The 15,758-nt window shown below is 38.8% G+C and carries 17 protein-coding genes and 1 pseudogene; 5 read left to right on the forward strand and 13 right to left on the reverse strand.

The annotated features are described in order from the left end of the window. The first annotated feature begins 263 nt into the window (after positions 1-263). Complete coding sequence (locus tag ACJJVX_RS01310) at positions 264-881, forward strand: hypothetical protein (RefSeq protein ID WP_405629687.1); 618 nt, start codon at positions 264-266, stop codon at positions 879-881. 291 nt (positions 882-1,172) lie between these two features. On the opposite strand, the gene ACJJVX_RS01315 is transcribed toward ACJJVX_RS01310, so the two are convergent. The 3 genes and pseudogenes from ACJJVX_RS01315 to ACJJVX_RS01325 all read right to left on the reverse strand — a co-directional run bounded on the left by ACJJVX_RS01315 (position 1,173) and on the right by ACJJVX_RS01325 (position 2,742). Beyond that, complete coding sequence (locus ACJJVX_RS01315) at positions 1,173-1,679, reverse strand: hypothetical protein (RefSeq protein WP_054454042.1); 507 nt, start codon at positions 1,677-1,679, stop codon at positions 1,173-1,175. Positions 1,680-2,021: 342 nt separating this feature from the next. Continuing rightward, positions 2,022-2,198, reverse strand: a pseudogene (locus ACJJVX_RS01320) (transposase); the annotation flags it as partial. A 358-nt stretch (positions 2,199-2,556) separates the two neighbouring features. Beyond that, a complete protein-coding gene (locus tag ACJJVX_RS01325) occupies positions 2,557-2,742 on the reverse strand; it encodes a hypothetical protein (RefSeq protein ID WP_054204980.1) in 186 nt (61 codons plus the stop codon). A gap of 115 nt (positions 2,743-2,857) precedes the next feature. Between ACJJVX_RS01325 and ACJJVX_RS01330 the strand changes: the two genes are divergently transcribed. Further along, on the forward strand, positions 2,858-3,109 hold the full coding sequence (locus tag ACJJVX_RS01330) for a transposase (RefSeq protein ID WP_244507096.1): 252 nt from the start codon (positions 2,858-2,860) through the stop codon (positions 3,107-3,109). Positions 3,110-3,636: 527 nt separating this feature from the next. On the opposite strand, the gene ACJJVX_RS01335 is transcribed toward ACJJVX_RS01330, so the two are convergent. From ACJJVX_RS01335 to ACJJVX_RS01370, 8 genes are all read right to left on the reverse strand, one after another. Further along, positions 3,637-4,257 (reverse strand): hypothetical protein, encoded by a 621-nt coding sequence (locus ACJJVX_RS01335; RefSeq protein WP_054204982.1) that lies wholly within the window; start codon positions 4,255-4,257, stop codon positions 3,637-3,639. 1 nt (position 4,258) lies between these two features. Next, positions 4,259-4,432 (reverse strand): hypothetical protein, encoded by a 174-nt coding sequence (locus ACJJVX_RS01340; protein ID WP_157601487.1) that lies wholly within the window; start codon positions 4,430-4,432, stop codon positions 4,259-4,261. A 376-nt stretch (positions 4,433-4,808) separates the two neighbouring features. After that, the gene (locus ACJJVX_RS01345) at positions 4,809-5,060 is read right to left on the reverse strand and encodes a hypothetical protein (RefSeq protein WP_054454035.1); all 252 of its coding nucleotides are present in this window, start codon (positions 5,058-5,060) and stop codon (positions 4,809-4,811) included. Between the two features lie 43 nt (positions 5,061-5,103). Beyond that, a complete protein-coding gene (locus ACJJVX_RS01350; RefSeq protein WP_054454033.1) occupies positions 5,104-5,508 on the reverse strand; it encodes a DUF1761 domain-containing protein in 405 nt (134 codons plus the stop codon). Positions 5,509-5,637: 129 nt separating this feature from the next. After that, positions 5,638-6,171, reverse strand: a complete 534-nt coding sequence (locus ACJJVX_RS01355; protein WP_054454031.1) for a response regulator transcription factor — start codon at positions 6,169-6,171, stop codon at positions 5,638-5,640. After that, a complete protein-coding gene (locus ACJJVX_RS01360) occupies positions 6,168-7,412 on the reverse strand; it encodes a HAMP domain-containing sensor histidine kinase (protein WP_054205067.1) in 1,245 nt (414 codons plus the stop codon). Before ACJJVX_RS01360 ends, ACJJVX_RS01355 begins: the two co-directional genes overlap by 4 nt. 58 nt (positions 7,413-7,470) lie before the next feature. Continuing rightward, entirely contained in the window at positions 7,471-7,875 is a 405-nt protein-coding gene (locus tag ACJJVX_RS01365) for a DUF4440 domain-containing protein (RefSeq protein WP_054204986.1), read from the reverse strand. 8 nt (positions 7,876-7,883) lie between these two features. Beyond that, the gene (locus tag ACJJVX_RS01370; RefSeq protein ID WP_054454029.1) at positions 7,884-9,197 is read right to left on the reverse strand and encodes an amidohydrolase family protein; all 1,314 of its coding nucleotides are present in this window, start codon (positions 9,195-9,197) and stop codon (positions 7,884-7,886) included. 153 nt (positions 9,198-9,350) lie between these two features. Here ACJJVX_RS01370 and ACJJVX_RS01375 point away from each other — a divergent pair, with 153 nt between their 5' ends. After that, on the forward strand, positions 9,351-10,430 hold the full coding sequence (locus ACJJVX_RS01375; RefSeq protein ID WP_054204987.1) for a ketoacyl-ACP synthase III: 1,080 nt from the start codon (positions 9,351-9,353) through the stop codon (positions 10,428-10,430). Positions 10,431-10,577: 147 nt separating this feature from the next. Here the strand turns inward: ACJJVX_RS01375 and ACJJVX_RS01380 are convergent, their stop codons facing one another. Both ACJJVX_RS01380 and ACJJVX_RS01385 read right to left on the reverse strand, forming a co-directional pair. Next, positions 10,578-11,939 (reverse strand): M17 family metallopeptidase, encoded by a 1,362-nt coding sequence (locus ACJJVX_RS01380; protein WP_054204988.1) that lies wholly within the window; start codon positions 11,937-11,939, stop codon positions 10,578-10,580. A gap of 94 nt (positions 11,940-12,033) precedes the next feature. After that, positions 12,034-12,459 carry a hypothetical protein gene (locus ACJJVX_RS01385; RefSeq protein ID WP_054204989.1) on the reverse strand — a complete coding sequence of 142 codons (426 nt, stop codon included), beginning with the start codon at positions 12,457-12,459 and terminating at the stop codon, positions 12,034-12,036. Positions 12,460-12,609: 150 nt separating this feature from the next. On the opposite strand from ACJJVX_RS01385, the gene ACJJVX_RS01390 reads away from it, so the two are divergent. Both ACJJVX_RS01390 and ACJJVX_RS01395 read left to right on the forward strand, forming a co-directional pair. Next, positions 12,610-12,765 (forward strand): oxidoreductase-like domain-containing protein, encoded by a 156-nt coding sequence (locus ACJJVX_RS01390; protein ID WP_082355650.1) that lies wholly within the window; start codon positions 12,610-12,612, stop codon positions 12,763-12,765. 323 nt (positions 12,766-13,088) lie between these two features. Beyond that, positions 13,089-15,740, forward strand: a complete 2,652-nt coding sequence (locus ACJJVX_RS01395) for a TonB-dependent siderophore receptor (protein ID WP_054204991.1) — start codon at positions 13,089-13,091, stop codon at positions 15,738-15,740. Positions 15,741-15,758: the final 18 nt, after the last annotated feature.

A 15,758-nucleotide genomic window follows, 5' to 3' on the forward strand; every position in this document is an offset into this window, starting at 1 on the left:
ACAAATCACAACATATGCCTAAAGCAATAATTAAAAAGTAAATAAGAAATTGCGACCTTGGTGGTCACCTGTTATCACATTATTTCGCGAAAAAGTTATGAAAATCATAAGGCCGTACACAATTAGGATTATTGATGCCTTACCCTAAAATACACGCTACCTAAGAAATATAACGTATGAAGTCACAATTCTAATTCATCTATTAACAATTATTTTTTAACTTTCCTATAATTACACTTACTTTATGGTTTATGTGAGCATCCATGAAAAAGCAACAAACCTTAGAAATGGAACGTGTTGAACAACATTTTATCCGTTATCTACCAGACATCTCATACTTATATCTCGATAAAAATGGCCGAGCTTATATAGGTATGGGTTTTCATATCAGCTCAAAATCTGACTATATTAGGCTTCCCCTTAAAGACAAACGCACTAAAAAAGCAGTAAGCAATATCGATAAGGCCACCGAGTTTGCACGTATAATTCGTTTACCAAAGGGCTATGCCGTGAATTTTTACGAGCCCTTCGGCGAATGTTATTTATCTCATAATGAATCAATCATCTTGTTGAAAAATAAAATCAAGCAACTTATCATTGAATTTAAAGAACAACATGCTGAATTAAATTTTGCACAACTGCCTGCAAAAGTGCAATTGGCAGTGCTCGATGTGGCGTACGATTTAACCGAACAACCAATAAAACACGCTTACCCTGATTTTTATCAAGCTATTTGCATTAAAAATTGGCCTGTTGCCGCACAAACGTGCACGCGTTCAGGAATCTGTAAAGTCCGTAATAATGCCGTACAGGCACTTTTTAAAAACCTAGAGACGCCAGATAAAAGCGTCTTTGAGACCTTTAAAAGCTGGTTTTTATAAAGTGGATGGTTTTATATTCTCAATTGCAAATATTTATTATATAAAGGATTTCGATTAAAAACTATTTTCATAAAGCAAAATATTAAGCATCAATAACACTTAATTAAACCGCCCAAATTAATATGATTTTTTTATTCAAGCCATGGAGCATATTCACACCAATCGACGTCATAACTAGATGCGAAGTCATATTTAAAGTGAGTTTAAAAATAACAACACTTTGTTTTTTAATAAAAAAATCAAGAAAAACAGCTATCTGCTTAACCGGGAATTTATAATGGGTGACCCCTGTTATTTCTTAGGTGGTGGAATTGGAAATAAAGGCAGCTCACGCTGGTATTTATAATCTCCATTAGTTGAGGCCTTTAACTGGTCCACCTTATGAATACAACCTAAGTATTCAATCCTCCAACGAGTGTTTGGTGGTTTATCTTTTATGCAACCACTATCAAAGATGCCTTTAACTGTATAATATACTCCATCTATATCATTGAGTGTTATTTCTTTGGGTAAATTGAAGAGAAGAATAGTTTCTTCTGCTCGGCCTGAGCGAGCTGCATCTTCACCATACTTTAAAAAAACTGGATTTTCTCTATGACTACGTAAAAGTAAACCCGTTATTTTTATTTTTTTTTTGTCATACATTTCAGGGAAAACAACTAATTTCATAAAAGGCACATGCGGTACATCCTCTTGTATTTCCGATTCATTGACCAAACTGTTAGTTTCTCCTGGTTTGGAGAAAAGGAGTAACCCTATAAAGATCGTCAAATTTAGTTTATTCGTTACCAATTGCATGAACCACCTCCTTCAATTATTGTTATGTTGATGCATAAAGTACTTTGATTATGTTTTTCTGGGCTGTTAAATGCTTCCCCATTCATTTTCCATAATGTTCTTCCTTCACTATTAACTTAAAACTTAAGTTGACACCCATCTTAATTATTTATTGAAAAAAAACAACAAACACACCGCTTGACATCATTAGTAAGTAAACATTTTCGACATAATCACGATTTAAACACAGTTCCAAAACTTAAGTTCTGAATTTGGCTAAATTCAAAAATTTAGGCTCCTACATTACAGGCACATACGCTTTTCTCTTGAAGAGCAATTTTAAGATTTAAAAGTGTGTGAACACTACGCTAGTAACTTTTCGCAGTTGCTGATGTTCGTTCGCCGTTTTCTGTTTAAATTTTTGCAATAACGTGTGTGCGATGACACTCTACCTACTGCGCCATGACATACGCGCGAAAATTGCGTGGTCAGTTTTAACCAGTTTTCTGGGGAGATATTTACTCTTTCTAGTAAAGGTAAAAAAATATCTTAAGATGACACCCATCCTAAAGTTTGATACTTGAATTCAAGAAGAGATAAGTTTTTAGCCCAAAAGAGTAAACTTAGTAGCGCAGTTTTATTTGCTCAATTAAAGTGGCTGTCTAGTTTATTCAATATTAAGAACTAAGGTATGTTTGATCATTAACAGAGTTCAACTTCAAGTTTCTTAAGATCCAACCTATGAGTAACTTTTCGCAGTTGCTGATGTTCGCTCGCCGTTTCCTGTTTAAATTTTCGCAGTAACGTGTGTGTGATGACACTCTACCTACTGCGCCATGAAATACGCGGTAAAGTGTGGTGAGTTTTAACCAGTTTTCAGGGAAGGTATTGATGTGCATCAGGCCATCCATACTCGGCCGCTAGTGCAATGTTCAGGCACTTCGTTAGCATTAATACGCACAAGTAACCCTGAGCTAATACTGGTAATATTCGTGATTTTTCCACTAACATGACCTTTGCCAACAGCAGCGATTGCATTTATAGAAAATAAAACACTAATAAATGTAAACACTCTTAATAACATTTTATTCAATATCCTTATTAAAAATAACTATCATGATAAAAAGGCAAAAAGAAAGAGCTGCTCCCATTGACTTTATTTCTTGGTGTCTAAAGTCAAGATTTGACCCCATTTTTTCATTTTCAGCAATGGAAAGAAGAAAGGCGCTACAAATCAAAAGAATGGTAATCGTTACTTAGCGTGGGCGTTTACTGAGGCCGCTAACTTTGCTATTCGGTATAACCCAACAATTAAAAAGTATTATCAACGCAAGTTAGCTAAAACAAACCAAGTTATCGCGATTAAAACAGTTGCGCATAAACTGGCAAGAGCGTGTTACCACGTGCTGAAAAACAATGTCCCATTTGATGAACACAAGGCTTTTTATTAGCGACTATGAAATGAATTAGGTTAACGTGTTGAGTTAATAGTGGGGTTGGTAAAACCATCAGATCTGATTGAGCCTGCACGTTAACCGCTCATATTTAAATGTTGGGTATGCCCACTGTCTGAGCCACACAGGGTTGGTTATGTAAAAACATAAACCACAGATTTGTTATAGCGCAGGGCATAAGCACTGCCAAAAACTGGACAGACATTGGCACTAAACGATGACTGAGGCGAAAGCCAAGGGCCTTAATTAACCATCAACGATGCTTAATTGAATAGCCTAAATTCATATGGGTGACTGGTGCATATTCACACCAATCGACGTCATTACTGGATGCATAGTCATATTTAAAGTGAGTTTAAAAAGTAACAACACTTGGTTTTTTGAATAAAAAGATCAAGAAAACACAGCTGCCTGCTTGACCGGAACTTTCTAATGGGTGACCCTATTTTCTTCCTCTCACTCTTTACCTAGCTCTTGATGTACGAAGTCAAGATTTGATCCCTTTGGTTTTTATTTTTTTAATATCAATATGTTAATAAATCTTCCCACTTTTTTTTATTTCCAATTTCAATTTTCTTAATAAAAACATCCATTCTTTCATCTTCACTGTTTTTTAATATAGATAAAAAATCAATAAAGCTAATAGTTATTGGATTGTGCTTATTAAGCTTCGGCAAAATTTCTTTTGCTTCATCATATATATTGAAATCTTTATTAACAAAATAACACAGCAGGTAAAAGTTCGCTTTTTGAAATGAGCCTAACTCATTGAGTCTACTCTTTAGAAAATGGTAAAAATTGCCAATTTCAACTAATTCGTTAACAGCTTTTGTAAGTGAATTAATCCTGTTCTCTAAAACCTCTTGAACATAACTATCTGTTGCCCCCTGTAATTTTTTGTTAATATGAGAATCCTCATTTTCGTCTCTAAATTTAAAAACAATCGGATCAATAAAGGGAAAACTAATCATTGGAGATGCCCAGTAAGATGTAGAAACCTTGCATCTAAAAACATTTATTGTGATTCCTAACTTCAACTCTCCACTTGATTTATTAAAAACAAATATATGCTCCCCTCCATTTTTTATATAATGTGAAAAATTTTTATTACTTTTATAAATTTCCCTAATAATTTTGCTATTCATACTAATTTCCAGTTAAAGGCACAATCAAGACTAATTCAGTGCTTGTAGGTAAATTTATATTATACTTAGTTTGTTGATACGGATAAATAATTGGTAAGCCAGTTTTTAATTCAAATGCAAGGTATGGCTCATCTATAGGGCCGTAAGTAGCATCAGGCCGACTTGAACTTGTCATTCCCCAATCAGTTTTAACACCTAGTAAGGAACTAAGATGACACCCATCCAAATTATTTATTGGCAGCAAAACAACAAATGTATCGCATGAAATCAGCTGGGAATAAATATTTTTAGGGAGGGCACCATTGAGCCAACACTTGTGAGTGTGCTTCGTGATACGCAGCATCAACCCAAGTCACCGTGTTTATTTGCCCAAATTAATGTGTAATCACTTATTTGGCTAAATGTGATTATTGGCACTGAATATCTGTTGGAGTTAGGTGCTTATTAACGGCTATTGAATGCGGAAAGCTTAGTGAATAATGGCTAGAGTTCACTATGAAAATCAATTAGTACTCTCCCATTAACTGAAACAGACAAGCAAGTACTTACTGTTATTTAAATGTGACTTTGCCACCAATCATTTTATACGCGGGCGCGCCGCGGACCATGGTTTCTCTTGCGAAGGATTTGTCACACTGGGGGCACACACAGGGTTTGGTGGTGTGATCTTGGATTATACGTTCAATAAAGCATTTAATTAATGCTCCCTTCCCTCCTTTGCGATATTTAAAGAGGGGTGTTTTGCAATTAGCACAATAAATATCGACTGTTTTTGTTGGGCCTTTTTTATTCGGTTTAGCCATTTAGGAATTACTTTACATAAAATAGTGCGTGTACTTTAACAGTTTAAGGCCACATCCCCAACACTAAGCCCATTAAAGTAAATTGCAAAACATGATAGCCGCTGTTTACTAAAAATAACTTAAGTGGTCGCTGTTCGAAAATATAGCTCATCCCGAACGAACTACTCACCCAACAAATGCCTATTGCAAAACCAGCGCCAACGGCCACTCCAAGTGTGGGGTGCGGTCCAATAAATAACGATAAACTAAACGCCATAAATAAAGATAAAACAAAACTGCCGCCAAAAATCCATTTTGGATCAGAGTCTTTCAAATCTAACTCTGTTAACCCGCAACCTTCCATCCAAGTTCGTTGAAAGAGTAAAGGTGAATACCAAATGCCACCAAGCATAAAGGCTGATAATGCCGCTAGTAGGATTGCTAAAATATTTAATTGAGAAAAATCCATAAATACAACTCATGTTAACTGCACAAAAAGTGATTATTATTTCACTGTAGTTAATAATAGCCGAAGCAGCAACCAGTAGCGGCGCTTATAAAGAAGAAATATTCAGGGTTTTCTCATTTGACAGCATTTTTATTTTTGAACGGGCTTTTTTTGTAACTTACGTTGTAGTGTACGCCTATGCATATTAAGTTGGCGCGCAGTGGCTGATACATTCCCCTGATTACTGTGTAAAACTTGCTGAATATGCTCCCATTGTAAGCGTTCTGTAGACATAACCGTCGTTGCAGGATCCACTGGTAGGTCAGAAATAGCATCGCTTACACCTTTTAGCGCTTTAACTAAAGTCAGCATATCGACCGGCTTAGTTAGGTAGTCGTTAGCCCCTAAACGCATTGCTTCAACGGCGGTTGCTATACTTGCAAACCCTGTCAGTAACACCAAGTGAGAATTCGGTAATATATTACGCAACGGTGAAATCAACGTTAAACCATTGTCGTCTGCTAATTTCATATCTAATAATATATGAGTGGGTAAAAACGTTTTTGCAACGAGTAACGCATTGTGACTATCGTGCGCTTTTTCGCAATTAAATCCTTGTTTGGTGAGGCCGCGCGCGAGCGTATTTGCTAAATTAATATCATCTTCTATGATAAGTAACTTCATAAAACGGCCTCTTGTTTTGCCGTTATTGCTAATTGAACTTTCGCTACACCGCCGCCTTGAGGGTGGTTAAATAACGTTAATGATCCTTGCAGGCGTTCAAGCGTCACATTTGACAGTAGCACTGCCATTCCCATACCTGTTTCGCTGGGCATAAGTTGGCCTCCTAGCTCGCTTAATTGATCTGCTGTAAAGCCCTTACCAAAATCTCGAATTGATAAATTAATCGCAACAGGTTGTTTTTGCGGAAATAGCTGCCAACTTAATGTGATTGTTTGTTTTGCTGTTTGCTGATTTGCTGTTACCGCATTTTGAAGCAGATTTAAAATGGCAGGTAACAACATTGCATCGCTGATAACCGTGTATTGTGGTGTTTCATTTTCCCATATTAGTTGTTGACTAGGGTATTGTAACAACATCGTATCTTGTATTTGCTCAGCTAAGCTAGATAAGGGCATTGAAACTGTTTTGCCTTGAGATCTTAGCTGCTCTGATAGCCGTCTAAAATTGCTCAACTGATTAGTGCATTGCTGTAAGGGTTGCTGCATATCGGCAACAATTGGGTTATCGGGTTGCTCATCAATTAATTCTTCAAACAGTAATTGTAAGTTTGTTATTGGACTTGCTAATTGATGAGTTATTTGCGCAGCTGCGCCATCGAGAGTTACAAGCTGCTCTGCTCTTAATTGTTTTTCGCGGGTGCTGGCAATAATGCGTTCTCTTGAATGTAGTGCACGGTTCATTGCCCCGACTACCAGTGCTATAACACTGGCGCTTATGACAAAGTTAACCCACATCCCGATAAAGTGACTGGTCATATCCATATGATGCATAGTGTGTTGTGGCATTTTAAATAATAAAATACTGTATGCGGCAATTGCTAGCATGGCTATATATGCAAGTCCTTTAGCGCTTACGCTCACTGCTGCAATCATAATAGGTAATAATAATAACGACACAAACGCATTTGTTGCCCCGCCACTAAAGGAGAGTAAGACAGCTAAAAAAAGTACATCAGCCGTAAGCTGCATCAACATCCCAAGCTCTTTAGCTTTACCAACATTACGATAAGCAATAACACTTAAAATCTGAAATACGGCTTCTAGCGAAATAACCACCAGCAAAGGCAGTAATGCTATTTGATGACCTAATAAAAAGTATACGGCAATAACCGCGATGAGCTGAATTACAATTGCGCCACTGCGTAACATCAGCAAACGACTAATAGCAGGATCTGTGCGCATTAAAAATGCCATATTTTTTGCCTAAGGAGTTTTTGAGCAAATAAAAGAGTAGTGGTGTTTAATCGTCATCCATCGAAATACTAAAAACAGCACAGGGAGTGCCTTGATGAAAAACCATTTTCCAATGTCCATCGGTTAAGCGCCACAACGACATACGTAATGAGTAATTAAATTCAGCTCGCGCTGAGCGCCGATAAGCAGCTTGATAGCTTAGCTGTACGATTTCATCACTAAGCATACGCCCTTTAAAGTGTTGATTATAAAATTGCGGAACAACCTCTGTCGGCAATCGTGTTAACACTTGGTACTTATTAAAAACAGTCCCATTGGCAGCAATTTCGATAAAATCATCGTCTAATAACGCGTCCAAAGCTTGCTCTGATTGGCGGACTTCTGGATCAAGTAATTGTCGTTCTGCATCAATTAAATGATTAAACAATGATGCCTTTATTTTGCTGCCCATGATGTACCTTACAATTGGTTTTTATATACGTTGCCTGCTTTCATCACAAACTGCACATTTTTTAATGTCGTTATGTCATCAAGAGGTGAGCCATTTACGCTGATGATATCTGCTTGTTTACCAACACTCAACTGCCCTAGCCTGTCTTGTTGGCCAAGTAACTTTGCTGCATCAACCGTTGCTGACATAATAGCCTGTTTTTCACTCATTCCATATTTAACTAACAGCACAAACTCATCCGCATTAAGCCCATGACGAGAAACGCCTGAATCAGTTCCAAATGCAATGTTAACCTTGTTTTTAAGTGCCAGCTTAAATGAGGCTTCCATTTTAGGGGCGACCTCGCGTACTTTGTCAGCAATGGCTGTTGGCATGTTTGGATTACTAAGCACCTCTTTACTCACCGTTGCACCAGCTAATAATGTTGGCACTAAATACGCGTTGGTTTTATTAAATAGTTCCATGCTCTCTTTTGTTAAATAAGAGCCATGCTCAATTGAATCAACACCTGCTTTTAGCGCCGCATTAATACCTTGCGTTCCATGGGCATGAGCTGTGACCTTGCGCCCTAAATGGTGTGCAGTATCGACTATTGCAGCCAGTTCATCATCACTTAATTGTTGATTAACACCCGCGGCAGTATTACTCAACACACCACCTGTTGCTGTGATTTTGATCACGTCAGCGCCATTTTTTATGACATTTCGTACAGCTCGGCGGCAATCATCGGCACCATTGCACACGCCTAAACTGCTCGTCATTACATCACTTACTTCTTTACGGTAACCATGTAAGTCGCCATGTCCGCCGGTTGCTGTTATTGCATTTCCCGCAGCAAAAATTCGTGGCCCTGTAATATCACCTCGTTCTACTGCGCGCTTAAGCGGAAAAATAACTTTATAATTCCCTCCTAAATCACGTACCGATGTAAACCCAGCATCTAAACTGCGTTTTAAATATTTTATCGAACGCAGCGCGTTATCAGCTTCATATTCAGTTAGCCATTGATGCGGGTTAACTGTCGCATCACGCTCAAAAGTTACATGAACATGCATATCAATAAGCCCTGGCAGCACAAACTGATTTTTTAAATCAAAAACATGCGCATCAGGTAATTTAAGTTCGACAACACTTGGAAAGCCTTTAACAATGTCTGTGATAATGTTGTCTTTAATTATTATGGTGCGCTGTTTTTCAAGTGTTTGCTTCGCCCCTAATAACACGGAACCCGCATATATAACGGTGGTATCTGTTGCAATACTTTGCGGTGAAAGTAGCGTTAAGCTCAAAGTTGCGAGTGTAGTTAATAGTTTTTGTTTCATGTTTGCCTCTTTTTTCAACTACCATTACCGTAATTAACGTGTAATTACCATTATTTACGATGTAACAGACCTATGACCTAGTCTTGTAGCTGGGTTTTTGGTATAAAACACACCATAGATGAAAGATTTCTGACCATTTAAAGAGAACACATAATGACTTACGCACATATAACTGGTTGGGGTAAATGCATTCCACCGGCTCGTATCACTAATGATGATATTAGCCAAATTGTTGATACTAATGATGAATGGATCACCTCGCGCACTGGGATAAAAGCCCGCAGAGTAAGCCATGTTACTACTGCTGAACTGGCAACAGTTGCAGCTAAACATGCGCTTGCCTGTGCTGGCGTTGATGCTAAAGATATTGACCTAGTCATACTCGCAACCTGCACCCCCTCTACAATGGTGGCTAATACGGCATCGCTTGTGCAAAAAAATATTGGTGCCGTAGGTGCAGCAGCTATGGATACAAATGCTGCATGCTCAGGTTTTTTATATGCACTACAAGCAGCAACAGCACAAATACAAGCAGGCATGATTAAAAAAGCAGTGGTTATTGCCGCTGAGCGGATGACTTGGTATATAAACTGGGAACGTCGTGACAGTGCAGTATTATTTGGTGACGGCGCAGGAGCGGTTGTTCTTGAGGCTGCAGAGTCACCCGCTGGACTACTTGCTACTAAAGCGGGTTGTGATAGTGAAGATCGTGATATTTTACACATTAGAAACTGTGGCAGCGACTTAAATAAATACCAGCCTATTGGCCCGTCAGACTTACTCTTTGAAGGCCGTGAGATTTTCAAACGTGCAGTTAAAGGGATGAGCGAAGCGTGCGATGATGTGTTAACACAAGCAGATTTAAGCCTTGATGAAATTGATGTACTTGTTCCGCATCAGGCTAATTTACGTATTATTCAGGCTATTCAACAGCGCTTAAAAGTTGCTGACGAAAAAGTAATGGTAAACATTGGTGAATACGGTAATACATCAGCGGCAACCATTGCAATCGCATTATGTGAAGCTGTAGAGCAAGGTTTAATAAAACCACATGCCAATATAATGTCTGCTGCATTTGGAGCAGGTTTAACGTGGGCTGCAAGTTATATTAAATGGGGTAAGCGTGTAGAACCGATTGCCATCAGTGATGCCGTATTACCGCCATGTGATAAAACAGGGTTAGAGCTAATTGCACCCGCTGTAGCAGCATGCGAAGGTACCGATCGCAAATAACCACGCTGTCGGTAACTATATCAATAAAAAGTAGCGATAAAAAGTATCGCTAAATAGTTACCTAAACAGCATTAATGAGCTTTACGATAAATGCCTAAGCACCATCGTAAAGCTCATTAATTACTTTAATTACTTTAATTACTTTAATTACTTAAAACGGTTTTGTAAGTAGTTAAATACCGCACGAATACCTAAAGCTTCACCGCCAACTGGGCGCCCCGGTAATGAGCGAATATTCCACGCCATAACATCAAAATGTACCCATGGCGTTTTCGGCTCTACAAATTCTTTTAAATATAAAGCTGCGGTTATTGCACCACCAAATGGAACACTGGCACAGTTAGCCATATCAGCTACGTCACTTTTTAACAAACTTTTATACTGCTCAAATAAGGGTAATTGCCATACAGGATCACTCACATGCATACCTGCATCAATTATACCGTTAGCAACATCACGCTCAGTTGAGAAAAAACCCGGTAACTCGGTCCCTAAAGCAACACGGCAAGCACCCGTTAGCGTAGCAAAATCAACAATCAACTCTGGATCATCATTTTGGGCTTCAGTAAGTGCATCACATAATACTAAGCGCCCTTCGGCATCTGTATTATCAATTTCGACCATTATTCCTTTACGCGTTTTAATCACATCTCCTGGGCGAAATGCATTACGTGACACTGCGTTTTCAACAGCGGGCACTAACACACGTAATCGCACCGGTAAATTGGCAGCCATAATAAGCTGAGCTAATCCTATAACATGCGCTGCGCCGCCCATGTCTTTTTTCATGTTGCGCATACCTGAGCTTGGTTTTAAATCAAGCCCACCCGAGTCAAAACATACACCTTTACCTACTAACGTGATCAAAGGAGCATCTTTTTTACCCCAGTGTAGGTCAAGTAATCGTGGCTTATTCTCGCTTGCACGTCCAACCATATGAATTGTTGGGTAGTTTTGCTCTAGTAACTCATCGCCAACCCACTCGCTAAACTCACCTTCGTAGGTTTGTGCCAAATCCGCCATTACTTGCGATAAATGCTGCGGCATCATGTCAGCGGCGGGTGTATTTACTAAATCACGAACCAAATAAATAGCATTAGCTTGTTGCTTTAAGCGTTCAAATAGCACTTCATCTGCAATTGCTAATTGTGCTTTTACTGCGCTTTTTTCTTTATATTCGCTAAACTCATAGCCGCCTAACATAAAACCAAGTGCAATCTGTTCTAGTTGTTGCTCACATTCTTGTATTTGGTAAGTGCCAGCAGGTAGCTTATTTGCAAGATCTCCAGCTAACCAGAAATCATCAATACTATGTACTAAACAATAAACATGGCTTAATGCGCCACTTTGTGGATTAACAACTAAAGCGAGGCCTTGTTTCTCAAAATCACAACTGTTTAACCAATTTTGTAAAAAAATCGGCTGTTGTTCTTGCCATTCAGCTAAGCCATTTTTAACAATGAAAGATAAGGGTATACCAGAGGAACTATGACGAATTAATGCGCTCATTAAATGACTCATTTAAAATAATATAATGAACAAGCATACCAATATCTAATCCTAAAAGGTATAGCTTGATAACTATCCATTTAACTCGCTGGCATTATTTTTTTACATTTGTCTCATGCTTTTTAGCCTCAGCATCTTCTAAGGCAATCTGTTTATCTATCTCTTTAATCGGTTTATTAATATTAAAAGAACTCGGTAAAACATCAACACCCACCCATTGTCCTAATTTAACAACCAAAGGAATAGTAATAGGCGCAAAGGGTAAAACAGCAAACACACCAAGCCCTAACCCTTTAAGAATATCAACAAATTGTGCATTTGCTTTTTGTAAATCCTCTTTACTTACATCTCCTTGGGTATAACGCCGGTAAATTGTAAGCATCTCTTTAGTTTCTTGCTTCTCTTGTGCCAAAGCAAGTTTTAAAGCCACCATAGCGCGCCTAAAACGCAACTGTTGGCGCTTTTTACTAATTTTTGCCACCCGCACAGGAGCTCGGTGAATAACTTTATATATTCGCATAAACTCTATTCTCACATAGCCTAAGCACTTAACAAAGCACAATTTAATAAGTCGTATATATATTTGAAAAAAGAAGTGTTTGCTATTAAAAATGGGCTCATACGCTATAATAGTTTCTTTTTAAATCTCCAATATCAACTAGTGAATATAATGCAACAAACTAAAGCAGCGCCCAAGCCACAAAGTGAACAACCAAAGCCACAAAAGCCAGCACCTGATGAATGTTGTGGTGGGGGGAGTTGCTGTCCATGTGTATGGGATGAATACAGGGATAAATTAAAACAGTGGCAACAGAATTTTAGCTAGCAAGACTAAAATCTCCTACTAAATCAATTCAATATGATGCCATAAAAACAACATATATAATTTATTTTTTAACATTTGACCTCATAAACAGCTTGATTTTCAACCACTTCATCTTTCCTTTTCAAAAAAAAGCATTTATTTTCAGTTAGGTAAGTTTACTTTCAATTTTCCTCTATACGAAACCAAAAAAAATTACATTATATTAACGATTTGCAAAATTCATTAACCGTATGTATAACTTATTAGCGTCGAAATTTCATCATTATGGATTTTTGCGAAATAAATATAACTAAACAATCTAATTCTAACCGGGGAAAGTCAGAATGAAATTTAAAAGTAATGCGCTGCAGCACGCAGTAAAGTTCGCACTAGCGACAACAACAGCAGGCTTATTTATGTCTGGTTCTGTGATGGCTGCCGAAGCTGATCAGAGTGAGAAAACCAAAGTTAACAAAAATGTAGAAAAAATCGCCGTGGTAGGAACTCGTTCTGCACCGCGCTCAATTGGTGATTCACCAGTACCTATCGACATTATCGGTGGCGAAGAACTTGGCAAATCAGGTAATACCGATATGCTCGAGCTGCTAAAAGGTGCCATCCCTTCTTTAAACGTTCATTCAATGCCTATCAGTGATGCTGCATCACTTGTTCGTCCTGCTAATTTACGTGGCCTGCCTTCTGATAGCACATTAATTTTACTTAACGGCAAACGTCGTCACCGTGCATCGGTTATTGCTTTTTTAGGCGGCGGTATTAATGATGGCGCACAAGGTGCTGATATTTCAGTTATCCCTAGCATTGCACTAAAACAAGTTGAAGTACTGCGTGACGGTGCTGCGGCTCAATATGGTTCTGACGCGATTGCAGGTGTAATGAACTTTGTACTCAAAGACGCCTCTGAAGGTGGTAGCCTAGAAGTTCGCAAAGGCCAGTATTACGAAGGTGACGGCGATACAACACAAGTCTCTGGTAACATTGGCTTACCATTTACTGATAACGGTTTTGCAAACTTAAGCTTTCAATATAAAACATCGGATGCGACTAGCCGCTCAGTGCAGCGTCCAGACGCTGCAGCACTTGCGGCCGCTGGGGTTCAAGGTATTGCGCCTTTAACTCAAGTTTGGGGAGCTCCTGAAGTTAACGATGATATTTCAATATTTGGTAATGTAGGCTTAGAGCTTACAAATGACTCTGAATTCTATATGTTTGGTAACTACTCAGAACGTGATGTTCGAGGTGGCTTTTATTATCGTAACCCTACTACCCGACCTGGCGTTTATGGCGGTACTATTCGCGATGTCAATGGTACTAATATGCGCCGCCCTGGCGATGATAATCCTGAAGGCCAAAAAGCGTGGGATGCTGCAACGCCAACGGTTTTAGTTGGCTCACTTGATGGTTATGATCAACAGTTAGCCTGTCCACTTGTTGAACTTCAAGCAAATGGTGCACCCGATCAAGCAGCAATCGACTCTCTTACTGCAGCAAACTGTTTTGCATTTAATGAAACTATTCCTGGTGGGTTTACGCCTAACTTTGGCGGTAACATTACTGATACATCGTTAACTATCGGTACTAAAGGCGAATTTACCGGTGGTTATCTTGAAGGTGCATTTTATGACTTAAGTGGTACCGTTGGCTTTAATGAATCTCGCTACTTCATTTACGATACATTAAACGCATCCTTAGGCTTAGATAGCCCAAGAGATTTTAGCCCGGGTAAATACACGCAACTTGAGAAAAACTTTAACTTTGACCTTTCTAAAGGTTTTGATTTTGGTTTAGCGTATGACCTGAATGTAGCTGGCGGTTTAGAGTGGCATGAAGAAACCTTTACTGTTACCTCTGGCGATGTAGCATCATTTACAGCAGGCCCTTATACTGATCAAGGCTTTGGTATTGGCTCAAACGGCTTTCCGGGCTTTAAACCTTCGGATGCTGGCGAATACACTCGTCGTAACTACGCCGCTTATGTTGACTTAGAAGCCCCCTTTACTGAAGATTTTTTAATGGGCTTAGCACTTCGTTATGAAGATTATGACTCTTTTGGCTCAACAACTAACTATAAGCTAACTGCTCAATACCATGTAACTGAAGACCTTAATATACGAGGGTCAATTAGCTCAGGTTTTCGCGCTCCGACTGTTGGCCAAGCAAATGTCAGTAATGTACAAACAAATTTAAGCAGCGGCGTATTGGTTGATTCAGCTTTATTACCACCAACAAACCCTATTGCAATACTTAAAGGCGGAACCGAGTTACAACCAGAAGAGTCAAATAGTTATACATTTGGTGCTGTTTACACTATGGGTGATTTGTTCTTTACAGTAGATTATTACAACATCAAAGTGGATGATCGTATTAGCCAGTCTGAAAAAATAGAACTTAGTCAAGCAGATAAAGATGTATTAGATGCAGCAGGTGTTCCTAATGTGCAAAGCCTTGCCCAAGTAAGCTTCTTCACTAATGACTTTGACACTACAACACAAGGTATTGATTTAGTAGCAAACTACTCTGCAGATTTACTTAATGGTAGTTCAACCTTTAGCTTAGCCTACAACTGGAATGAGACGGAAGTAACACGCTCTAGTGATATTACAGGCGCATTTAAAGTAAGCCGACTAGAAAACGACTTGCCAAATCATCGTGCAACGCTAAGCTGGGCACAACAGTGGGAAAGTTTCTCAGCGTTTACCCGCCTAAATTACTTTGGTGAATACCAAGGTGTTCATGTTGATTACGATGCAACGGCAAAAACAGCGGATGCTGCTGTAACACTTGACGCCGAAGTAACCTACTTTGTAAATGATTCAATTAGTTTGTCAGTCGGTGCACAAAACTTATTAGATCAAGATGCTGAAGAGCTGGATTTTACTGCCGCTCCTAACAATAACTGGGGTGGTAAGTACTACGAAACATCGCCATTTGGTATTAATGGTGGTTTTTACTACGTTAAAGCAACTTATACTTTTTAAACAAAGTTAAAAGACGCA

It is taken from the genome of Pseudoalteromonas sp. Ld20 (genome assembly GCF_045064175.1).
Lineage (GTDB): Bacteria > Pseudomonadota > Gammaproteobacteria > Enterobacterales > Alteromonadaceae > Pseudoalteromonas > Pseudoalteromonas neustonica.

What these genes read in the sequence shown, in the direction of transcription:
- ACJJVX_RS01310 (WP_405629687.1), top strand. Translation starts at nt 264, where the DNA reads ATGAAAAAGCAACAAACCTTAGAAATGGAACGTGTTGAACAACATTTT.
- ACJJVX_RS01315 (WP_054454042.1), bottom strand. Translation starts at nt 1,679, where the DNA reads ATGCAATTGGTAACGAATAAACTAAATTTGACGATCTTTATAGGGTTA.
- ACJJVX_RS01325 (WP_054204980.1), bottom strand. Translation starts at nt 2,742, where the DNA reads ATGTTATTAAGAGTGTTTACATTTATTAGTGTTTTATTTTCTATAAAT.
- ACJJVX_RS01335 (WP_054204982.1), bottom strand. Translation starts at nt 4,257, where the DNA reads ATGAATAGCAAAATTATTAGGGAAATTTATAAAAGTAATAAAAATTTT.
- ACJJVX_RS01340 (WP_157601487.1), bottom strand. Translation starts at nt 4,432, where the DNA reads ATGACAAGTTCAAGTCGGCCTGATGCTACTTACGGCCCTATAGATGAG.
- ACJJVX_RS01345 (WP_054454035.1), bottom strand. Translation starts at nt 5,060, where the DNA reads ATGGCTAAACCGAATAAAAAAGGCCCAACAAAAACAGTCGATATTTAT.
- ACJJVX_RS01350 (WP_054454033.1), bottom strand. Translation starts at nt 5,508, where the DNA reads ATGGATTTTTCTCAATTAAATATTTTAGCAATCCTACTAGCGGCATTA.
- ACJJVX_RS01355 (WP_054454031.1), bottom strand. Translation starts at nt 6,171, where the DNA reads ATGAAGTTACTTATCATAGAAGATGATATTAATTTAGCAAATACGCTC.
- ACJJVX_RS01360 (WP_054205067.1), bottom strand. Translation starts at nt 7,412, where the DNA reads ATGCGCACAGATCCTGCTATTAGTCGTTTGCTGATGTTACGCAGTGGC.
- ACJJVX_RS01365 (WP_054204986.1), bottom strand. Translation starts at nt 7,875, where the DNA reads ATGGGCAGCAAAATAAAGGCATCATTGTTTAATCATTTAATTGATGCA.
- ACJJVX_RS01370 (WP_054454029.1), bottom strand. Translation starts at nt 9,197, where the DNA reads ATGAAACAAAAACTATTAACTACACTCGCAACTTTGAGCTTAACGCTA.
- ACJJVX_RS01375 (WP_054204987.1), top strand. Translation starts at nt 9,351, where the DNA reads ATGACTTACGCACATATAACTGGTTGGGGTAAATGCATTCCACCGGCT.
- ACJJVX_RS01380 (WP_054204988.1), bottom strand. Translation starts at nt 11,939, where the DNA reads ATGAGCGCATTAATTCGTCATAGTTCCTCTGGTATACCCTTATCTTTC.
- ACJJVX_RS01385 (WP_054204989.1), bottom strand. Translation starts at nt 12,459, where the DNA reads ATGCGAATATATAAAGTTATTCACCGAGCTCCTGTGCGGGTGGCAAAA.
- ACJJVX_RS01390 (WP_082355650.1), top strand. Translation starts at nt 12,610, where the DNA reads ATGCAACAAACTAAAGCAGCGCCCAAGCCACAAAGTGAACAACCAAAG.
- ACJJVX_RS01395 (WP_054204991.1), top strand. Translation starts at nt 13,089, where the DNA reads ATGAAATTTAAAAGTAATGCGCTGCAGCACGCAGTAAAGTTCGCACTA.